The 18538-nt window shown below is 70.5% G+C and carries 14 protein-coding genes; 8 read left to right on the forward strand and 6 right to left on the reverse strand.

Annotated elements, in window-relative coordinates:
* Positions 1-3: 3 nt before the first annotated feature.
* The 3 genes from sbcD to WEF05_11370 all read left to right on the forward strand — a co-directional run bounded on the left by sbcD (position 4) and on the right by WEF05_11370 (position 5949).
* Positions 4-1170 carry an exonuclease subunit SbcD gene (sbcD, locus tag WEF05_11360; GenBank protein MEX1102477.1) on the forward strand — a complete coding sequence of 389 codons (1167 nt, stop codon included), beginning with the start codon at positions 4-6 and terminating at the stop codon, positions 1168-1170.
* Complete coding sequence (locus tag WEF05_11365) at positions 1157-3700, forward strand: SMC family ATPase (GenBank protein ID MEX1102478.1); 2544 nt, start codon at positions 1157-1159, stop codon at positions 3698-3700. Before sbcD ends, WEF05_11365 begins: the two co-directional genes overlap by 14 nt.
* A 107-nt stretch (positions 3701-3807) precedes the next feature.
* Complete coding sequence (locus WEF05_11370; protein ID MEX1102479.1) at positions 3808-5949, forward strand: hypothetical protein; 2142 nt, start codon at positions 3808-3810, stop codon at positions 5947-5949.
* Positions 5950-6014: 65 nt separating this feature from the next.
* On the opposite strand, the gene WEF05_11375 is transcribed toward WEF05_11370, so the two are convergent.
* A complete protein-coding gene (locus WEF05_11375) occupies positions 6015-7199 on the reverse strand; it encodes an acetyl-CoA C-acetyltransferase (protein MEX1102480.1) in 1185 nt (394 codons plus the stop codon).
* 44 nt (positions 7200-7243) lie between these two features.
* Here WEF05_11375 and WEF05_11380 point away from each other — a divergent pair, with 44 nt between their 5' ends.
* Positions 7244-8806 carry a pyridoxal-dependent decarboxylase gene (locus WEF05_11380; protein ID MEX1102481.1) on the forward strand — a complete coding sequence of 521 codons (1563 nt, stop codon included), beginning with the start codon at positions 7244-7246 and terminating at the stop codon, positions 8804-8806.
* Positions 8807-8814: 8 nt separating this feature from the next.
* Here the strand turns inward: WEF05_11380 and WEF05_11385 are convergent, their stop codons facing one another.
* Complete coding sequence (locus WEF05_11385) at positions 8815-10653, reverse strand: AAA family ATPase (GenBank protein ID MEX1102482.1); 1839 nt, start codon at positions 10651-10653, stop codon at positions 8815-8817.
* A 369-nt stretch (positions 10654-11022) separates the two neighbouring features.
* Between WEF05_11385 and WEF05_11390 the strand changes: the two genes are divergently transcribed.
* Together WEF05_11390 and mce are read left to right on the forward strand one after the other, a co-directional pair.
* Entirely contained in the window at positions 11023-11406 is a 384-nt protein-coding gene (locus tag WEF05_11390) for a hypothetical protein (GenBank protein ID MEX1102483.1), read from the forward strand.
* Positions 11407-11408: 2 nt separating this feature from the next.
* Entirely contained in the window at positions 11409-11846 is a 438-nt protein-coding gene (gene mce / locus WEF05_11395) for a methylmalonyl-CoA epimerase (GenBank protein MEX1102484.1), read from the forward strand.
* On the opposite strand, the gene ccrA is transcribed toward mce, so the two are convergent.
* The 3 genes from ccrA to WEF05_11410 form a co-directional block, all read right to left on the reverse strand.
* Positions 11809-13050, reverse strand: a complete 1242-nt coding sequence (gene ccrA / locus WEF05_11400; protein ID MEX1102485.1) for a crotonyl-CoA carboxylase/reductase — start codon at positions 13048-13050, stop codon at positions 11809-11811. The two genes, mce and ccrA, sit on opposite strands and share 38 nt — an antisense overlap.
* 136 nt (positions 13051-13186) lie before the next feature.
* The gene (locus tag WEF05_11405; GenBank protein MEX1102486.1) at positions 13187-14056 is read right to left on the reverse strand and encodes a DUF6159 family protein; all 870 of its coding nucleotides are present in this window, start codon (positions 14054-14056) and stop codon (positions 13187-13189) included.
* Between the two features lie 108 nt (positions 14057-14164).
* Positions 14165-15130, reverse strand: coding sequence for a PD-(D/E)XK nuclease family protein (locus WEF05_11410; GenBank protein MEX1102487.1), 966 nt, complete (start codon positions 15128-15130; stop codon positions 14165-14167).
* Positions 15131-15319: 189 nt separating this feature from the next.
* Between WEF05_11410 and WEF05_11415 the strand changes: the two genes are divergently transcribed.
* A complete protein-coding gene (locus tag WEF05_11415) occupies positions 15320-15832 on the forward strand; it encodes a hypothetical protein (protein ID MEX1102488.1) in 513 nt (170 codons plus the stop codon).
* Between the two features lie 15 nt (positions 15833-15847).
* Here WEF05_11415 and WEF05_11420 read toward each other — a convergent pair whose 3' ends face one another.
* A complete protein-coding gene (locus tag WEF05_11420; protein ID MEX1102489.1) occupies positions 15848-16810 on the reverse strand; it encodes a DUF389 domain-containing protein in 963 nt (320 codons plus the stop codon).
* Positions 16811-17020: 210 nt separating this feature from the next.
* On the opposite strand from WEF05_11420, the gene WEF05_11425 reads away from it, so the two are divergent.
* Complete coding sequence (locus WEF05_11425; protein ID MEX1102490.1) at positions 17021-18520, forward strand: acyl-CoA carboxylase subunit beta; 1500 nt, start codon at positions 17021-17023, stop codon at positions 18518-18520.
* Positions 18521-18538 lie beyond the last annotated feature (18 nt).

The following is an 18538-nucleotide window of genomic DNA, read 5'->3' on the forward strand; positions in this document are numbered from 1 at the left end:
CCCGTGCGGATCCTCCACACCTCGGACTGGCACATCGGCAAACGGCTCGACCGATTCGACCGGACCGAGGAGTTCGAACAGGCTCTCGACGAGGTCGAGACGATCGCCGACGAACGCGAGGTCGACCTCGTGCTCGTCTCCGGGGACGTGTTCGACCGTCCGATCCCCCCGATCGAGGCGCTGCGCCTGGGGCTCGATCGGCTCGTACGGCTGGCTGCGTCGCGTCCGGTCGTCGCCGTGGCGGGCAACCACGACTCACCTGAGCTGTTCGAGACCCTGGCGCCGCTGCTCGCGCCCCGGGGGGTACACCTCGTCGGAAGGATCAAGCGGCCCGAGGCCGGCGGACTCCTCGGCCCCGACGTGCTCGGCGTGCCGGCCGTCGTGGCGTGCTTCCCGTTCCTGCGCGAGGGACGTGTCGTCGACTTCATGGCCGAGACGGGCAGCTGGTACAGGGCCTACGCCGACCGCGTGCGCGCGCTGTGCGGGCGGTACAGCGAGGCGCTCGTCGCCGCCGCCGGGAGCGACCTGGTCCCGCTGCTGACCGCGCACTTCCTCGTCGGCGGCGTCCGCGTGGATCGTTCGGCTCCGCGCGGCGAGCGCGAGTTGCACATGGGCGATGCGTACGCGGCGACCTCTCAGGCGATCCCGGCCGGTCCCCAGTACGTCGCCATGGGTCACATCCACGCGCCCCAACCGGTTCCGGGGGCCGCGGTGCCCGCCGAGTATGCGGGGTCGCTCCTCCCACTCGACTTCGGGGAGGCGGGCGAGGCCAAGCGGGTCGTCGTGGTCGAGGCCGAGCCCGGCCGACTCGCCGTCGCCGAATCCGTTCCGCTCTCGGCGGGACGGCCGCTCGTGCGCATCACCGACACGTGGGAGGCGATCGAACGACGACGCGACGAGCTGGCCGAGAGCTATCTGGATCTGACCGTACGAGCCGCGGGGATCGACACGAGTCTGGCCGACCGCGCCCACGAGGCGTTCGGGTTCCTCGTCCGGGTGCGCGCACAGCGTCCCGAGCGGGATGTCGGGGCCCGGCTCGCGAAGCAGCACCGGTCGTGGGATGTCCTCTACGCGGAGTTCCTCCGGCGCGAGACCGACGACGAAGCGCCCGAGGATCTGCTCGCCGAGTTCCGCTCGGTCCTCGAGGAGGCCGGCGATGCGTCCGCTTGAGCTGACGCTCGACGGGTTCCGCTCGTACCGGACCGCGCAGACCTTCGAGTTCCGTGATCGGAGGCTGGTCGGCATCGTCGGCGAGATCGGATCCGGCAAGTCCTCGGTCCTCGACGCGATCGCATTCGCGTTGTTCGGCAAGACGCCGACGATCGCGAGCAACACGAAGTCGCTGATCCACCAGTTGCGGGACGACTGCCACGTCGAACTGCGGTTCGCCGTCGGCGAGGACGTGTGGCAGATCCAGCGCGCGCTGCGCCGCAGAGGGCAAGCCGGGCACAAGCTCGTGCGGCTGGCCGACGACACATCGGATGCGGCGGAACTGGACCCGATCACGGGCGACGACGCGACCAAACGCAGGGTCGAGGAACTGCTCGGGATGGACTTCGAGACCTTCTGCCGGTCCGTGCTGCTCGCGCAGAACCGCTTCTCGGAGTTCCTTCGCGCCTCGGCCGGTGAACGCGACAAGGTGCTCAAGGGCGTGTTCGGGTTCGAGCGGCTCGATCAGGCCCACGGGGTCGCCAAGCGCCGGCTCGAGGCCGTCACCGATCGGTTGTCGAACCTCGCCGCCGATCGAACCCGCCTCGAGCAGGTGATCGCGGAACTGGCGACGGCGCGGCCGGCTGCCGTCGCCGCCGCCGAGCGCGCCGACCTGCTCTCCGGACACGCCGAGGAGGTCGCCTCCCTGCGCGCCGATCGCGAGGAAGCTCGCCGCGCGCTCGAGCAGGCACGAGCGGCGACCGACGAGCTGGCGTCGATCGCAGGCCAGGCGCCGGCAGACGATGCCGTTCTCGACACGGTGCAGCGAGCGGGTGCGGCGAGGGCTCAGGTGGACGAAGCACGCGCAGCGGTCGACGAGGCCGCGCGACGGCGCTCGGAACGGGAGCGAGCGCGCACCGAGCTCGTCGAGCGGCTCGGTGACCCCCAGCAGCTCGGATCGTTCGGCGCGCTCGTCGAGCGGCGCGAGGCGGCCGTCCGAGGCCTGGAGGCGAGCGAGCGACAGGCCGAGGTCGCCGCGCGCGCCGCCGAGCAGGCCGAGCGGCACGCCGAGAAAGCGCAGGCGCAGGCGGACGCCGCTGCGGCCGCACACGACCAGACCGAGGCGGCCGTCGCGACGGCGCAAGCCGATCTCGAGCGGGTCGAAGACGAGCGGCGCGCGGCGCATCGCGCCGAGATGGCACACGAGCTCCGCGCGCATCTCGCCGTGGGCGATCCCTGCCCGGTGTGCGAACGCGCCGTCGATTCCACCCCGCGCCGCAGGGCCGCGCCGAAGACCACCGCGGCCGAGAAGGCGGTGAAGAGCGCGAAAGCTGCGCTCGAGAAGGCACGCAAGGCGGAGCTGCGCGCCCGCCAACAGCACACGCGGGCCGAGAACGACCTCGCGGCCGCCCGGACCCAGCTCGAGACGAGCACCGCCGGTGCTGCCACGGCCGCCGGCCAGGCGACCGCGGCGCAGGAAGAGCTCGCCCGGGTCTCCGAAGAGCTCGTGGAACGGCTGGGCGAGGGCGACCCGCGTGCCCTCCTCGACGAACGCATGCGCCTGCTCGAGACGGCCGAGCGCGACCTCGACGAGGCACGAGCCGAGCTCGAGCGCGCCGAGGCCGACGCGATCAGCGTCACCGACGGCGCGACGACGGCGCTCGAGGCGACCGGCGCCCTCGCGGCACGGATCGTCGGCTGCTGGGGACGGCTCGGTGAGATCCGGGAGCCGGTCGCCGATCCCGGATCGCTCGGCGAGGAGCGCGCCGAGCTGCTACGGGCGATCGACGACCGGCGCAGCGAGGTCGGCGGACTCGTGTCGGACGTCACCGCCCGAGAACACGCCGGCCGAAAACGGCTCGATGAGATCGCCGCTGAGCTCGACATCTCCGATCTCGAGATGTTCGGTGATGCGCTCGCGCACGCGAGCGCGGAGCGCGGGTCGACGCAGCAGCGGGTCGTCGACCTCGAGGCCGAGGTGGAACGCGGAGCCGATCTCGAGCAGCGCGTGAGCAGTGACGAGGCGCGACGCACCCTGCTCCTGCGGCTGGAGAAAGACCTGCGTCCGTCCCGGTTCCTCGGCTTCCTGCTCGAGGAGGAGCGCGCCGAGCTCGCGGAGCTCGGGAGCGAGCATTTCGAACAGCTGACTGCCGGGGGGTATCGGTTCAGCGAGGACGATCGGTTCGACGTCCGCGACATGAACGCGGCCGGACGCCCCCGCAAGGCCGACAGCCTCTCCGGCGGCGAGACGTTCCTGGCCTCGCTCGCGCTGGCATTGGCCCTGGCCGAGATGGTCGCGCGGGGCGGCGGACGCCTCGACTCGTTCTTCCTGGATGAGGGCTTCGGCGGGCTCGACCCCGAGCATCTGGCCCTGGCGATGGAGGGGATCGGCCGGCTGGTCGCCGAGGACCCCGACCGGCTCGTCGTGCTCGTGAGCCACGTGCGGGAGATGCAGGACTCGATCGAGGACCTGATCGAGCTCGCGAAAGACGCGGTCACCGGCGATACGCGCGTGGTGCGTGGTGCCCGGGCCATCTCGGCGGGCGTGTAGCCCCGACGGCGTAGTCAACTCGGGCTATCGGCCGTACGTCCGACTCAAGCTCATGCCCTCCTCCGGCCGATACCGAGAGAGAAGTCTCGAGTCCGGAGGGGGGAACGATGGTCGGGATCGAGGTCCGTCGCAGCCAGCGACCCTTGTGGGCCGCCGTCTCCGCCCTTCTGGCCACGGGCATGCTCCTCTCGCTCGTGCTCGCGAGCTCTGCCCGGCAGAGCGCGGAGGCCTCCGCCGCCGCCTCGGCGCAACGCGCCGTTCAGGAGGTCCTCGCGCCCGCGCTGTCGTCGTCCGACGTCGCCCAGCCGGTCACCGCCCGTCGCGCCGCGGAACTCGGCGCGCTGGTGACCGAGCGGCTCCTCTCCGCGGGGCCGTCGGACGCGCTGGCGATCTATCGCCGGGACGGAACCGTCGTGTTCGACACCGACCGTGCGAACATCGGCAGCCGCGAGCCCAACGAGCGAGGTCGGATCGCCCGCGTCGCCGAGCAGGGACGGGAAAGCGTGGTGGATCACTCCGCGTTCCGTGTCTTCGTCCCCCTCCGGCTCGAGGCCGACGGCCCCATCCTCGGGGTCGTGGAGGTCACCCGACCCTACGAACCGTTGTGGGCCGGAGCGAGCCGTCCGTGGAGGATCGGCACGATCGTTCTCGCCGCCCTGTTGCTGGCTTCGCTCGCGCTGCTCGCTCTGACCTTCCGGGACGGGTTCGGTCGCGGTCGACGCCGCGTGCTGCGACCGAACCCGTCCGCATCCACACCCGAACCCGCGCCTGCACCCGAGCCGGGTCTCGTACGGATCGCGGAGCCCGCCGCGCCCGGCGCGAAACAGGGACCGGAGGAGACCCGCCAGGATCCGGCCTACCTGCACCCCGACTTCCGACAGGCCGTCGAAGCCCGCCGTCTCGCCGACGAGCGGGCCGCGCGAGCCGAGCGGCTGGCCGAGGAAACGAACCGACGGCTCGCCGTCGCCCAGTCCGAGCTCGAACGCATCCGGGCCGGCTCGATCAGCGTCCGCGACAACGAAGCGTCCGGGCAGCTCGAGGCACTCGACGAGCTCGGTGACCGCGTTCGGCTCCTCGAAGCCGAGCGCGACCACCTCACCGGGCAGCTTCAGCGGGCCGAACAGATCCGAACCGAGCTCGCGCAGCGTGCGGCGACACCGGTCGCCGACCCCAACACGACCCAGCGACTCGCTGCCGCCGAGGAGCGCGCCGAGCGGACCGAGGCAGCGCGGGCAGAGCTCGAGAGCCGCACGATCGAGCTCGAACGATCCTTGACCGACGCCAACGACACCCGCGCGGAGCTGCAACGCGCGCTCGCGCGCGCGACCGAACCCTCCGACGGCGACAGTGTCGCCGACCGGCTGCAACTCGAGCTCGATCGCACGAAGGACGAGCTCGGTATCGCGCGTGCGGAGGCGGCCGATCTCGCCGAGCGACTGGAGGCGGCCGAACGACGGGAGAAACTCCAAGATGCCCTCCGCCACCTGCACGCGGGAGCGGATGACACCGCGAACGGCGACAGCCCTGCGCCCGCTGCGGCTGAGGTCGGCGCGGGCGCGAACGAGCCCATCGAGGACCGTCGAGCATCGGCGCCCTTCGTGCAGCAGCTGTCGACGGATGCGCGCGCGTCGGTCGCGGCGATCCAGGGCACGCTGATCGCGATGCAACACCGGCGCCCCGAGCCCGAGGACACCACCCTCGTCGAGAAGCTGCGGACGCACGCCGGCAAGCTCGACCACCTCGTACAGGACCTGCTCCACGCCGACGACCTCGCACGCGGCGACGTCGAGCTCGCCTACCGACGCACCGAGCTGGCCGAGCTGGTCGGCCGGGTCGTCGAGGATGCCCCGTTCGACCGGGACCAGCACCCGATCGAGGTTCGTACGCAGCCGGTGGAACTCGGGGTCGACCCGCTCCGGGTCGAGGAGATCGTGTCCGCGCTCGTCGCGAACGCGGTGGCCCGCTCCCGACCCGGCGCCGAGATCCTCGTGCGCCTGGAACGATCCGACGGCGGAGCGCTCCTCAGCGTCGAGGACGACGAGCCCTCCTCGGATGCCAGCATGAGCCCGGTGGTCGCCCGCTTCGCCGACGTGCACGGCGGGTGGGCCATCGTCGAGGGGCGCCAGGGTGGCGGCTCCGCGTTCCGCGTGTTCCTCCCCGACCATGCCGCGGACGCAGCTCCGGACGGCGGTGACGACGTCACGATCATGCTCCCCGAGACGTCACCGCACGGTCTCACCGCCCCCTGATCGCGATCGCCCGGCCGGGGCAGTCGCACGGTGATCGGCCGACGGCCCGCCGGCCGGGTCGCGGACTAGGGACGCCGGAGCAGGAGCGCGTCGCCCTGGCCGCCCCCGCCGCAGATCGCCGCGCCGCCGAGGCTCGCACCGCGCCTGCGGAGTTCGTGAGCGAGGGTCAGGACGAGCCGGGCGCCGCTCGCTCCGATCGGGTGCCCCATCGCGACCGCTCCCCCATTCGGGTTCACGATCTCGGAGTCGACCCCGAGCATCTTCGTCGAGTGCACCGCGACGGCGGCGAACGCCTCGTTGATCTCGATCACCTCGAGGTCGCTCGGATCGCGCCCGGCCCGCTTCAACGCCCGTTGCAGCGAGAGAGCGGGAACCGTGTGCAGGTACGGGAACCGTTCCGCCGCCATGCCGTACGCGACGATCTCGGCGAGCGGCTCGAGACCGAGCTCGGCTGCCTTCTCCGAGGACATCACGACGACCGCCGCGGCACCGTCGGATATCTGCGACGCGTTGCCCGCGGTCACCGTTCCTGATCCGCCGAAGGCGGAGCGGAGCCCTCCGAGCACCTCGGTCGTGGTCTCCGGGCGGATCCCCTCGTCGCGGGAGAGCCGGATCGGATCGCCGCGCCGCTGAACGACCTCGATCTCGAGTACCTCGTCCTCCAGCACACGGCTCTCCCAGCCGGCATGCGCACGTTGATGGCTGCGCGCGGCCCACGCGTCCTGGTCCACGCGCGAGATCCCGAGCTCCACGTTCACCCCATCGGTGTCCTCGCCCATCGACAGGCGGGAGAACGGCGACGTGAGCCCGTCGAGCTGCATCGTGTCGATCAGCTCGGCGTGCCCGAGGCGGTTCCCGTCGCGCGCCTTCGGCAGCGCGTAGGGAGCGTTCGTCATCGACTCCATCCCACCGGCGACGGCGATCTCGATGTCGCCGGCCCGGATCGCCTGATCGGCCATCGCGATCGCCGTCATCCCCGACGGGCACACCTTGTTGATCGTGACGGCGGGCACCTCCTTCGGGACACCGGCCTCGATCGCGGCCTGCCGTGCGGTGATCTGCCCCTGCGCGGCCTGGAGCACGTGACCCATGAGCACGTAGTCGACCTGCACGGGTGCGACGCCGGATCGCGAGAGCGCCTCGGCGATCGCACGGCCGCCGAGCTCCATCGCGGTGAACCCGGACAGGGCGCCGCGGAACCGCCCGATCGGGGTCCGCGCACCGGCGACGATCACGGAACGAGACGTCATACCGCCCAGTCTACGGGCGCGCGGCCACTGCTACTCTCGCCCGCGTGGGCGACGAGGTTCGCGACGAACGGCCCGGCACCCCGGACGCTGCAGATCGATTCTCCTGGCATCCCGAGCCGGAACTTCTCGACTACCGCGACCCGGCCGCGGCGCGCGCTGCACTCGAGGCGATGGGCAGCGCGACGTGGGACACCGCGCTCGACTTCCTCTACGAGCAGGCGATGCGACGGCCGGTCGGGCCGGACACCTATCCCGAGGCGCGACGTCGCTACTTCGGGCCCGAAGGACGGCCCGCACCCGCCCCCGAGGGACCGGTGCCGTTCGCCGCGCTGCTCGATGAGTTCCGCGATCGGATCGCCCCGGCGATGTTCAATGCGCAGCACCCTCGTGCGTTCAGCTACTTCACGCCCCCGCCGCTCCCCTCCTCGATCGCCGGGGAGGTGCTGAGCCAGTGGACCCACCAGGGGGTCGACGTGTGGCACGCGGGGCCCGTCGCCGCGTTCGTCGAGGAGGAGGTCACCACGTGGCTCCGCGAGCTCGTCGGGTTCGACGAGGACGGCTGGGGGGTGCTCACCTCGGGCGGCGTCATGGCGAACGTGATGGCGATGACCGTCGCCCGCGACGTGCACCTGCGGCGGCTCCGGGACCTCGATCGGCAGCCGCGCGCCGCCGACCTGGACGGCGTGCGCGTCTACGCATCCGACCAAGCACACTTCTCGATCGCGCGGGCGCTGTCGACGCTCGGGTTCCCCGACGACACCCTGCGCGTGATCGGATCCGACGAGCGGTTCCGGCTGCACGGCGAGCCCGTTGCTCGGGCGATCGACGAGGACCGCGCCGCGGGGCTCGTTCCGCTCGCGATCGCCGCCGTCGGCGGCTCGACGAACACCGGCTCGATCGACCTGACGGGAGAGCTCGCGGACCTCGCGCGGCGCGAGGGCCTCTGGCTGCACGTCGACGCGGCCTACGGCGGCGCGGCACGGCTGTCCGAGCGGGATGCCGGGCGCGTCCCCGACCTTGAGCGCGCCGACTCGGTGACGGTCGACCCGCACAAGTGGTTCTTCCAGGCCTACGACATCGGCGGACTGCTCGTTCGGCGTCGGGACGACCTGCTCGCCACGTTCCATCGCGCGCCGGAGTACTACCGCAGTTCCGACCCGGAGTCCGACCCCCTGCACTGGTACCAATACTCGTTCGAGGGAACACGCCGCTTCCGCGGCCTGAAGCTATGGCTGTCCTGGAAACATCTCGGGACCGAGGGACTCGGCCGCCTGGTCGAGATCACCGACGATCTCGCGGCGGGATTCGCGCAGCGGTGCCGTGACCACCCCGACCTCGAGCCCGTTCCCTCCGACCCGGAGCTGTCGGTCGTGTGCTTCCGGCACGTCCCCGGAGGGATCGACCGGGCCGACATCGAGCCGGATGCGCTCGACGCGCACCAGGACCGGCTGCAGCAGGCCCTCGCCGCCGGCGGTGACGCCTGGGTGTCCACGACCCGTCTGCGGGGGCGCACCTACCTGCGGGCCGGGTTCATGAACCCGATGACCACCGACGCAGACCTCGATCGCGCGATCGCGTTGGTCACCTCGCTCGGCGCGCAGGACTGAGATCCTCCTCAGTTGCGGTTCGCCAGCGCCTTCTCGATCACCGTCAGGATGTCCCGCCCGAGGAGCTCGTCCTCGTCGAGCAGCGCGTCCCGCAGGGCCATGACGACGTCGCGGTTCTCCTCGAGGAGCGCGGTGACGACCTGCTTCTGCTGGGTGAGGATGTCCTCGACGCGCTGCTTACCGTCCGCGTCCCCGAGGACCTTCGCGACCAGGTTCGAACTCGACAGCGGCCCATTCTGCAGCGCTTCGTAGGAGATCAGCGACCCCGCCATCCCGAACGCCCCGACCATCTTCGCCGCGAGCTCGGTCGCGCTCGCGAGATCGGCCGCCGGGCCGGTTCCCGACTCGCCGAGGAACAGCTCCTCGGACACGAGTCCGCCGAGGGCGATCGCGACGGCGCTCTCGATCTCCGAGCGCGATCGTGTGTACCGCTCCTCCTCGTCGCCGTGGGCGAGGAGGCCCAGCGACTGCCGCCGCTTGATGATCGACAGCACCTCGAGGCGCCGGCCCTTGCCCAGGAAGTAGGCGACCGTCGCATGCCCGGACTCGTGGGTGGCGACCGATGCGCGGTCGTCGTCGGTGTAGACGACGGGCTGCTTGACCCCCACCTCCTCGGTGAGCTTGGCCTCGTAGACATCCGCCACGTTCATCTGCCGGCGCCCCTGCCGTAGGGAGACGAGCAGCGCCTCGTCGAACATGTGCTCGATCATCACCGGCGTGTAGCCGAGCGTGTCGTGGGCGAGCTTCTCGCGCGCTTCGTCGGCATCGAGCTGCTCGTGATGCGCTTTGCGTTCGAGGAACCAGTCCACCAACTCTCGCCGCTCGGTCTTCGTCGGAACGTCGAAGTACAGGCGGCGGTCGAACCGTCCCGGGCGCAGCAGCGCCGGGTCGAGCGAATCAGCCCGGTTCGTGGCGGCGATCAGCAGGATGTTGTTGTACGTCAGCTTGGACGATGCGAACCGCCGTTCGGGCGGGAGGAACCCGTTCACCCACTCGATCGTTCGGGTCCGGATCCGGTCGCGCAGCGGCGGCTGGTCGAACGACTGCATCTGGATCAGCAGCTCGTTCACCATGCCGGAGTCCCCGCCGCCCGGCATGCCGGCGTGGGCGATCGCGCGTTGGAGGAAAGACCCGTCCCCCACCGAGGACGCGATGCCGGCGCGGGCCCCACCGATCGCGTCGATCTCCTCGATGAAGCCGATCGCGCCACCTTCCTTGAGCGCGACCTTGCGGAGCGCCTTGAAGTAGCTGCGGATCTTGCGGGCCGTGGCGCCGAACCACATCGACTGGAAGGCGGGCGCCGCGATGAACAGGAACGGCACACCCGCCTGCTTGGCCATCGCCTTGGCGAGGTAGGTCTTGCCGGTTCCCGGGGGCCCCTCGAAGAGGATCCCGCGCCGCGGGTTCCCCCCGAGCTCCTCGCGGAAGGTCGCGTAGCCCATGAACACATCCAGGGAGCGGCGGACCTCGTCCACCTGCGTGTCGAGGCCCCGGACGTCGTCGATGCCCACTTCGATCTGCTCGGGTCGTACGAACAGGTGTGGCGAGCGCCCGTTCAACAGGGGCAGCATCGCCGTCAGCGCGATCGCCGCGAACAACAGGCCCATCGGGATGAAGATCCAGGCGTCGGGTCCGAGGCTCGGGAACCCGAACCCACGTTCCTCCGGGGGATAGGTGGCGTAGCGCCACCACAGATACCCGTCGATCAGCAGGAAGATCGCGACCAGCCGGATGATCCTCTTTCGGCGGGAGCGGTCGCGGACCTTGAAGACATCGGCGCGGCCCGCCCGCATGAGCACGTCCTGCTCGAGGGCGGGGGCGGCCGCGGCTTCGTTCTTCTCCTTCATCGGCGCCTCCCTCCTCGGCCGCGCACGCGACCCGGCGAGCCGCCGATCGACCCTTCGGGCGTGCCTAGTCCGCTCAGGGGCATCGTACGGAGGGCGGGGGATTCGCGCATCGGACCTTCGACGGGGTGAGCCTGCGCCCTTCGCCGACCCGGCAGGCACGCGCACCGGTCGAGGCGGTGGTTCCGGGCCGGCCTCGAGCTCGCTCGGGCCCCTTCCCCGCCAACGATTTCAGCGGATCTCCGACGTGTCGCCCCGGCGGTCGGTACCGTACCCGCACGCTCCCGGCTGCCGCGGGCGGGTTCTCGCCGGCCGCCGGGACACCTGCTCCGTACAGACATGCACCGGTGCTTCTGCGTAAGGAGCGTGCTCGTGGCCCGCAAGAAACAGCCGCCCGTCTCCGCGGAGGATCGCAAGATCCTCGGCGGGCTGTTGCGCGAGCTTCGTCGGGGGGCCGGGTACCGGTCGGTGGAGAAGGCGGCGGCGACGAAGGGCTCACCCGCGGCCCGCCAGACGATCTACGCGTACGAGCGCGGCGGGTTGGTTCCCAGCCTGAAACAGTTCCTCGAGCTCGTGGAGTTCTATGTCCTCGGTTCGCCGACGACCGACGCGAAGCCAGAGGCGGACCTGCGGGCACAGGGCGTCGCGGCCGTCGTACGGGCGCTCGCGCTCCCCGCCTACCATGTCACCGAAGCACAGGACCTGATCTCACGGATGCAGCCTACGGTCTCGAAGCGCCGTTCGGCGAAGGGCTGAGGGTGCTCACGGATCTCGACCACGTCGGCATCGCCGTCGCGGACCTCGCCGCGGCCGTCGAGCTGTATCGCACCTCGTTCGCGATCGAACCGGTCCACCGCGAGGTCGTCGCGGACCAGGGGGTCGAAGAGGTGCTGTTCGCCATCGGCTCCTCCTACATCCAGCTGCTGGGAGCACTGGGACCGCAGACCCCGGTCGGGCGCTTCGTCGCGGCGAAGGGCCCCGGCTTGCACCACGTCGCCTACCGCGTGCACGACGTCGTCGCCGCGCTCGATCATCTGCGTGCGTCGGGCGCCCGGCTGGTCGACGAGACACCTCGGCCCGGCTCCCGCGGAACGACGATCGCGTTCGTGCATCCCAACAGCTTCGGAGGTGTGCTCGTGGAGCTCGTGCAGGAAGCCGCTACGGCAGATCCATCAGGCCCTCGCGCGGAGCGTTGATCAGCACCGACACGTTTCCCTCGGGGAGCTTGCCGTCCGCCATCAGCTGGTGCGCGTACCCGCTCTGTTCGTAGGGGTAGGTGGCCCCGAGCGCCGTGCGGATCTTTCCCTCCCGGACGAGATCGTTGAACGCCGCGGCCTGCTCGTCGTTGAACAGGTGCGATCCCTGGTAGCGCTTCTGCATGAACCACAGGTAGCGCACATCCACCATCGTGTCGTAGCCGGAGGTCCCCGCGCAGATCACGACCATGCCGCCGCGATCGGCCACGAAGATCGAGGTCGGGATCGTGTCCTGACCGGGGTGGTCGAACACGATCCTCGGACTGCGCTTCTCGCCGAGCACGTCCCAGATCGCCTTGCCGAACGCCTTCGCGCCGGCGAACCAATCCTTCCACTCGGGACTGTCCCATGCGGGCGGCACGCCCCAGTGGGAGAAGTCCTTGCGGTTGACGTAGCCGGCCGCGCCGAGTTGCTTCGCGAACTCGCCCTTATCGTCGGAGGACACGACGGCGACCGCCTTGCCTCCGGCGTTGCGCACGAGCTGGACCCCCATCGAGCCGAGACCACCGGAGCCACCCCATACGAGCACGACATCGTCGGGTTGCACCGTGTGCGGAGGCCAGCCGAACAGCATCCGGTACGCCGTGGCACCGGTCAGCGTCGGCGCGGCAGCCTCCTCCCAGGTGAGAGCGTCGGCCTTCGGCAAGCACTGGTGCGCCTGCACCTTGGCGAACTGGGAGAACGAGCCCCAGCAGCTGTCGTAGCCCCAGACCCGGAAGCTCGCCGCGAGTCCCGGATCGTTGCCGGCAACCACCCAGGGGTCGTCGTGGTTCCACTGCCCCGCGTGGACGATCACACGATCGCCCACCCGGACGTTCGTCACGTCGGATCCCACGGCGTACACGACACCGCTCGCGTCGGATCCGACGATGTGGAAGTCGGTCGGCTCGCCCCACTTGGCTTGCGACTTCGTGACGTCGACCGGCACCCCGCGCGCGGCCCAGACGTTGTTGAAGTTCACACCCGCTGCCATGACCATCACGAGCGCGTCGTGCGGCCCGAGCTCGGGGATGTCGATGACCTCATCCTGGATCGCCTTCTCGGGCTCGGCGTACCGATCGGGGCGCACCAGCTGGGCGTGCATCTGCTTCGGTACATCGCCGATCGGAGGCAGCTCACCGACGTCGTACAGGTCCTTCCCCATCGCTCTCACCCCATCGAGTGATTCGGCTCGGCCCGGCGAACGCCGTGGCCGGACTCTCGTGTGGCCGCGGTACGCGGCGGCCACGACGATACCCGCGGCTCCGGGGAACCGACACACCTCCGGGGTCTGGACCTGACTACGCGAGGTTGCCGCGCAGGCCCTTCTTCGGCCGGAACGACCCGGCGAGATCCTGTTCGCTGAACGCGCCGCCGGCGTCGCCCGTCGTCGCGTAGCGGTACAGCGCGGCATTGAACACGCCCGAGAGCACCGAGCCAAGGGCCGCGAGGACGATGAGCGCCAGAACGCCCACGACCACGACGGCGGGGATCGCCGCGGGGATCGCGAACCCGATGCCCGCGCACACGAGCGCAACGCCGATACCCGCCACGAACATCGCGAGACCGATCGTCGCGTTCCCGACGACCTGCTCGCCCCACTTCTGCTTGAAGAGCGAAGCCGAACGCTTGATCGACGCCCCGACGCCGAGCGGTTCGTAGAGGATCACTGGCACGACGAAGAAGGTGATCAGCCCCCACGCCACGCCGACGAGCCGGATCAGGATCGCGCCGAGGAACCCCGCCCGCTCGGCCACCATGCGAAGGACCATGCCGACGGTCGCGGTGACCACTGCCCACACGAAGATCTTGCCGAGGTGCTGGTTGGCGAGCGCGAATCCGTCACCCAGCGATGCATCTTCGCCGTGCAGCCGCTTCATCGCGACGCCGATCACGACGGCGTTGAAGTAGATCGCGATGAACGAGGTGATCACGTAGAAGCAGAACAGGAGCACGTACGCGACCGGACTGATGTTGGACCCACCGCCGCCGGATCCGGACGTGGTGGCGTCGTCGAACAGGCCCATCCCGAACGCGCCTCCGCCGAACGCGCCCGCGACCAGGAGGATGCACAGGAACGAGAGCACCGGGAGCACCAGCAACGATCGCTCCTGCATCACGACGTACCAGCTCTGCTTCGCGAGCCGGAACCCGCGGCTGATCGAACCCATGGCGCTGCCTCCTGCTCCTCGGTCTGCTCGGACGGTCCGTGAGCAGTATCGGCCGGAGATGCTCGGCTGCTGAAGCACCTCTGCCGGAACGGGGCTGGATCGAACGGACTATCCGGCGGCAGGCACGGCAGGTTCGGCTGCCCGCGCGGCCGCGGGGCACCGCTGCACCCTCGGACACCAGGCGCAGTACCGGCCCGGTCGCAGCGAGGGCTCGTCGCCGTCGCGGAGACGCCCGGCGAGCGCGATCGCCCCTTCGATCCGCTCGATCGCCCTGTCGAGCACGCGCTGCGTGACGTCCTCGACCTGCCACGTGCCGGACGCGAGGAACACGCTGGCCACGCGCGAGGGCGGAACCCCGAAGCGGAGCGTGTGCACGAGGGCGTAGAAACGCAGATCCTCGGCGTGCTCGGGCCACGCTCCCTCGCCCTTGATGTCGAGCAGGAGCCGCCCCTCGGGGCCGGCCGGCCGGCCCAGCGACAGATCGATCCGGCCGTCGAGCACGAGCCGGCCGCCGGATACTTCGGCCCGCAAGCGCCACTCGGTCATCGGGGCCAGCGTCGTTCGCATCGACCGCAGCGGCGGGAACGTCGTCCGGAACAGTTCGAGCGCGGTCACCGACCGCATCAGGAGCTGGTCGCGGTCGACCTCCGGGAGCTCGCCCCAGTGCCGCCCGAACGCCGCGTCGTCGTCCACGAGCCGATCGGACGCGAGGACGGTCAGCTCGTAAGGATCGCGCTCGAGCCGCCCGCCGACGTCGAGCTCGACGGCCTTGTGCAACAGCAGGCCGGACGCCGTCTTGGTCGAGTGGGCGAACGGGGGTGCCTCCCGCAGCAGACCCGCTTCGAACCGACCGTCGCACCGCCCGGCATCGGAGAGCCGAGCCTTCGTCAGCACCAACGGTTCGTCGATCGCGGCGACCGACACCGCCGTCTCGAGGCGCTGCGCGATGACCTCAGCGAGATCCTCGGGCGCGTCCCAGCGCCGCCCGCCGCGGATCAGTTGGTCGGCCGTCCGCTGCTGCACCAGCGTCAGGGAGGGAGTTTCCGTCGGCGACGAACGATCGTGCGTGCCCATGCGCGCGATGCTAGCGGCGCGCACCGACACGCCCGCGAACGACGGTCTCCGAGCGGGTGGACGCGCCCCGGGCGGCTCGCTAGGGTGGAGCCGGCCGCCGAACACTTCCTCGATACAGGCCTCGCAACGAGGTTCCGGACGGGCGTCGGCGGTCGTTCGCCGTCCGGAGCGCACCCACCCACACCCACGATGCCCACACACCCACACACGCCCCGAGCTCGGCCCGCGCGTGGACTCGCCGCGACCGTGTCGGCCACGCTCGTCGTCGGGCTGCTGATCGGGCCCGTCGCGACGGTCGGGGCGGCGCCGTCGGCCGAGACGGGAGACGCCACCGCGCCGGGACCATGCGCCCTCGGTCGCGGATCGAACGAGGACGTCCGGTCGTTCTCCAAGCGCCTGATCCGCTGCGCCGTTGCGCACTGGCCGGTCCGAGGTGGGGTGGACAAGGCGCTGTGCATCGCCAAGCGCGAGAGCGGCCTGATCCCACGGGCGGTGTCCGCCGACGGCCGCTACCTCGGGCTCTACCAGCACGCGAAACGCTACTGGCCCTCTCGCTACGACGCGACGACCCAACCTGATTGGCGGCTGGAGAACGACGCTCTCAACGGCCGCACGGCCGCGATCGTCACGATGCGTATGGTGCACCGAGGAGGCCGCCACGGTTGGGACCCGTGGCGCGGCCGCGGGTGTGCGATCGGCTGACGGTCGGTCGACCGTTCACGCCCCGCCCGAGCGCGCGCCCTCACGATCGCGACCGCGGCGGCGCACGGCCCGCTGGACGGCGAGCGTGAGGCTCCCGGCCACGACCAGGCAGACGACGTTCACCGCGAGCTGGGTCAGTGCGTCGGCTGCCTCGGCAGAGGTCGTGATCGCGATCGCCACACCGATCGCAGCCGCCGCAGGGATCGTCGTGACCGAGATCGCGACGCCGACGGCCGCCCCCGACTTCGTGTTCTCGAAAGCCAGCATGCCGGCGACGCCTGCCGCGGTGGCGACCACCACCGAGAACAGGTCGGGACTCGTCACGAACGCCACCTCGTCGAGTCCCTTGAGCGAGAACCCGGACGGGCTCAGGTCGGCGGTCCGCGCGAGGGCGGACACGATCGCGCTCACGACGCTCGCCACGAGCAGCCCCAGCGCGAGTGTCCTCAGCGCACGCAGCGCCAGGTGAACGTCTCCGGTCACCACGCCGACGTTGACCGCCGTGATCCTGGTGAGATCGGGACTGACGGCCATCGCCCCGACGATCAGCACCGGCTGATCGGTGAGCAGACCCACACCCGCGATCACACCGGCCGCCACCATCGTGAGGACGTAGTTCCACGATCCCTGAGCGTCTTCGCGGGCCCGCTGCTTCACCTGTTCGATCACCACGACGTCGGCGCTCTCGTCCCAGTCTTCGGTTCCCGCGAGGTCACCCAGGAGGGGATCCACGAGAGCGAGATCGACGTCGGTGAACGACACCATCCCCTCGCCCCAGGAGCCGAGCCGTTCCAGCTCGCTCACGAGCTCGTCGGTGATCTCGTGCCGAACGAGCGCAGTCACGAGATCGCCGGCAGGATCGCGCACCACTCCCTCGAGGCACGCGATGTGACGCACTTCGTCATGGAGCTCCAGCACCGTAAGCACCGAACGGGTGCGTTCTGCCGGGCTCACGACCCGCAGGTGGAGCATCTGCATCCGCGCATCTTGCCACGCTTGACGCCGGATCCTGGGCCGCGCCCAGGCACGCGGATCCTCCCAGGGTCTCGGGCGCTAGACTCGGGGGCCATGGCTACCACCGACGAGGGGATCCAGATCCCCGAGCCGCGCTCCGACGACGTTCTCGAGGTCCCGATCCCCACGGTGCACGAGCGGATCGAAGAGCTCCGGGAGCGCCGCGAAGCCGCGATGTCGCCCGGCGGCCCCGACGCCGCCGACAGGCAGCACGCACGGAACAAGCTGACCGCCCGCGAGCGGATCGATCTGCTCCTCGATCGGGGATCGTTCACCGAGCTGGAGCCCTTCGCCAAACACCGGGCACATGACTTCGGCATGGACCGGAAACGACCCGACGGAGACGGCGTCGTGACCGGCTACGGCACGGTCGACGGACGCCGGATCGTGGTGAGCGCACAGGACTTCACCGTGATGGGGGGCTCGCTCGGCGAGCGCCACGCGTCGAAGATCTGCAAGGCGCAGGATCTCGCGATGTCGACCGGTGTTCCGTTCGTGCAGATCAACGACTCGGGCGGCGCGCGGATCCAGGAGGGCGCGGCGGCGCTCGACGGGTACGGAACGATCTTCGAGCGGAACGTTCGCGCCTCGGGCGTGATCCCCCAGATCAGCGTGATCATGGGGCCGTGCGCCGGCGGCGCCGTCTACTCGCCCGCGATCACCGACTTCATCTTCATGGTGAAGGAGACCTCCCACATGTTCATCACCGGGCCCGAGGTCATCAAGACCGTGACCGGTGAGGACGTGAGCTTCGAGGAACTGGGCGGCGCGATGACCCACGCCGGCCGCAGCGGCGTCGCCTCGTTCGTCGCGCAGGACGAACAGGAATGTCTCACCCAGGTCCGCTACCTGCTGTCGTTCCTGCCGTCGAACAACCTCGAGGACCCGCCCGGCTACGCCTCGACCGACGATCCCCAGCGCCGGGGGGAACCGTTGAACCACATCGTGCCCGACTCCTCGCGGGCGCCCTACGACATGCACGAGGTGATCCGCACGCTCGTGGACGAGGGAGACTTCCTCGAGGTGTTCCCCTTGTGGGCGATGAACGTGCTCACCGGGTTGGCGCGCCTGGACGGGCGCACGATCGGCATCGTGGCCAACCAGCCGAAGGTGCTCGCCGGGACGCTCGACATCGACTCCAGCGAGAAGGCGTCGCGGTTCATCCGGTTCTGCGACGCCTTCAACATCCCGCTGCTGACCCTGGAAGACACCCCGGGCTTCCTGCCGGGAGCGAGCCAGGAGTACGGCGGGATCATCCGGCACGGCGCGAAGCTCGCCTACGCGTACGCGGAGGCGAGCGTTCCGCGGATCACGGTGATCACGCGCAAGGCCTACGGCGGCGCGTACATCGTGATGAACTCCAAGGGGATGCGCGGCGACCTCGCGTTCGCGTGGCCGAGCGCCGAGATCGCGGTCATGGGTCCCGAGGGGGCGGTGAACATCGTGTTCCGCAAGGAGATCGAGAAGGCCGACGATCCCGTGGCACGGCGAGCGGAACTGATCGCGGAGTACCAGCGGACGTTCGCCACACCGTACGCGGCGGCCGAACGCGGCTCGATCGACGACGTGATCGAGCCGGCCGACACGCGGGCGACCCTGATCAAGGCCTTCAAGATGCTCTCGACGAAGCGGGAGTCGGTCCCCGCCCGCAAACACGGGAACATCCCCCTGTGAGACGCGGAGCCGCGGCTC

It is taken from the genome of Actinomycetota bacterium (genome assembly GCA_040881665.1).
Lineage (GTDB): Bacteria > Actinomycetota > UBA4738 > UBA4738 > HRBIN12 > JBBDWR01.